Raw genomic sequence first — 2303 nt, forward strand, 5'->3', positions numbered from 1 at the left:
CGGGGCGGACGACCCGGCCCTCGGCGCGGTGCCGCTCGTGGTCACCGTCTCCGCCCCCGCCGGGTCGCGGCCCGCGGTACGGACCGGCGCGGCCTCGGTCGAGCTGACCGGCCGGGCGTCCTGGGCCGCGGTGCGGACCGGGTCCGGCGCGGCCCGCGTGGCCCAGGTGCACGGCGACGCCGACGTCACCACCGGCTCGGGGTCGATCGACCTGGGCACGTGCTCGGGCCGGGCGCATCTGCGTGCCGGCTCCGGCGGCGTCGAGGCCGGGTCGCTCGGCGGCGCGTCGCGCATCCGGACCGGCAGCGGCGACGTCCGCGTCGGCGAGCTCACCGCGGACCTCGAGGTGCGCTCGGGGTCGGGGGACGTCGTCGTCGCCGACGCGGTCTCCGGTGACGTCCGGCTCGGCACCGGGTCGGGGTCGGTCCGGGTCGGGGTGCACTCCGGTGTGGCCGCCGAGCTGGACCTGTCGACCGGGTCGGGCCGCGCCCGATCCGAGCTCGACGTCCGCCACGACACCCCGTCCACGGCGCCCGCGGTGCGGCTGTCCGGACGCACCGGCAGCGGCGACGTACTCGTGACCCGGGCGTCGGCCGGCGCGGTCTGACCCTGCGACCGGTACCTCGTTCATCGAGATGATCGGCGAGCGAGGTACCGGCGTAGGCTCGGCGTCGTGGACAGCACGCCGGAGTGCGCGATCCGCTCAGTCACGGGCGACGAGCCGCACCGCGCGGTCGAGCCCGGGCGCGCCGAGGCCGCGGCCGTCGTCGTCGGCTACCTGCGGGCACGCGACGTACCGTGGGCGCTGTCGGCGTTCCCGGTGCCGGCCGACGCCACCGAGGAGCAGGTCGCCGAGCACCTGGACACGATCGCCGTGTTCCGCCTCGACCCCGCCTGAAGGCTCAGGCGGCGGCGACCTCGGCCCGGAGCTCGGCGGCCAGGTCGCCGCGCTCCCCCACGGCGACGCCGTCGAGCCCGAGCCAGCCCGCCATCGTCGCGAGCTCCCCGGCCAGCTCGGCCGCGATCCGCAGGCGCGGGGCGCTCGCCCCGGGCTCGGCGAACGCGCCGGGCACTCGCAGCACCCCGGCCGCCCGGTCGGCCTTGAGGTCGACCCGTCCGACGAGCTCACCGTCGAGCAGGAACGGGAAGACGTAGTAGCCGTACTCCCGCTTCGGCTCCGGCACGTAGATCTCGATGCGGTAGCGGAACCCGAAGATCCGCTCGGTCCGGTCCCGCTCCCACACCAGCGGGTCGAACGGGCACAGCAGCGCCCGGCCGGTCACCGCGCGCGGCACCCGGGCCGCCGGGTCCCGGTAGGCGGGCCGGGCCCAGCCGCGCACGGTCACCGGTTCCAGGGCACCCGCGTCGACGAGTTCGGCGATCGCGGTGCGGGTGCGCTCCGGGCCGAGCCGGTAGTAGTCGCGCAGGTCGGTCTCGGTACCGATGCCCAGCGCGGACGCGGACCTGGCCACGAGCTCGCGCGCGGCGTCCGCCGGGTCCGGTACGGGCTGCGCGAGGACCTCCGGGGGCAGCACACGCGAGGGCAGGTCGTAGTGGCGTTCGAAGTGGACACGGGTGCCGACCGACAGCTCGCCGGTCGCGAACAGGTACTCGCAGACCCGCTTGACCTCCGAGCGCTCCCACCACGTCGCGCCCGGGGGGCGCGGGCGCACCTCACCGGCCCGTCCGTGCGGGGCGAGCGCCTTCTCGATCGCACCGGCACCCAGCGGCCCGGACTCCGCGACGACGTCGAGGATGTCCCCGGCCAGGGCCGGGTGCTTCTCCAGCAGCGGGCCGTAGTGCTTCCACCAGCGCCGCGGCAACGCCTCGTGCGAGAGCAGCGGCATGTCCCGGACCGGGACCAGACTCGCCTCGTGCGCCCAGGTCTCCACCAGCAGCCGTGGGCGGCGCGCGTCGGGCGACCAGGCGGCGTCGTCGAGGAGGGCGGCGGGGTAGGCACCGAGCCTGCTGAACAGCGGCATGTAGTGCGCGCGCACCGCGATGTTGACCGAGTCGAGCTGCAGCAGCTTCACCCGGTCCAGCACCCGTCCGAGATGACGACGGGTGACCGGCCCGGACGGCCGTGGGTCGGTGAAGCCCTGGGCCGCGAGGAACGTCCGACGGGCGACATCGGCTGAGAGCGTGCGCACGGCCGGGATGCTGCCACGGGGCACCGACAGGATCCGGTGCCGCCCGGACCGGCGGCCGGGCCGCACCACACGGGCGGCACCGGACCCGCGGCACCGCGCCGGGTGACATCCGGCCGGTCAGCTGCCGGGCGGTGGGCCGCCGGGGCCGCCGGC

General features: G+C 76.7%; 3 protein-coding genes. 2 read left to right on the top strand and 1 reads right to left on the bottom strand.

Annotated features, from left to right (window positions below; all coding sequences use genetic code 11):
* Positions 1 to 607 (top strand): DUF4097 family beta strand repeat-containing protein (locus tag GTW08_RS06110; RefSeq protein WP_161151552.1); only part of this gene is annotated, 607 nt, incomplete at its 5' end.
* Positions 608 to 673: 66 nt separating this feature from the next.
* Positions 674 to 898 carry a hypothetical protein gene (locus GTW08_RS06115; protein ID WP_073578115.1) on the top strand — a complete coding sequence of 75 codons (225 nt, stop codon included), beginning with the start codon at positions 674 to 676 and terminating at the stop codon, positions 896 to 898.
* 4 nt (positions 899 to 902) lie between these two features.
* Here the strand turns inward: GTW08_RS06115 and GTW08_RS06120 are convergent, their stop codons facing one another.
* On the bottom strand, positions 903 to 2150 hold the full coding sequence (locus GTW08_RS06120; protein ID WP_073578273.1) for a DNA glycosylase AlkZ-like family protein: 1248 nt from the start codon (positions 2148 to 2150) through the stop codon (positions 903 to 905).
* Between the last annotated feature and the right edge of the window lie 153 nt (positions 2151 to 2303).

It is taken from the genome of Pseudonocardia sp. SID8383, from assembly GCF_009864975.1.
Taxonomy (GTDB): Bacteria; Actinomycetota; Actinomycetes; order Mycobacteriales; family Pseudonocardiaceae; genus Pseudonocardia; species Pseudonocardia alni.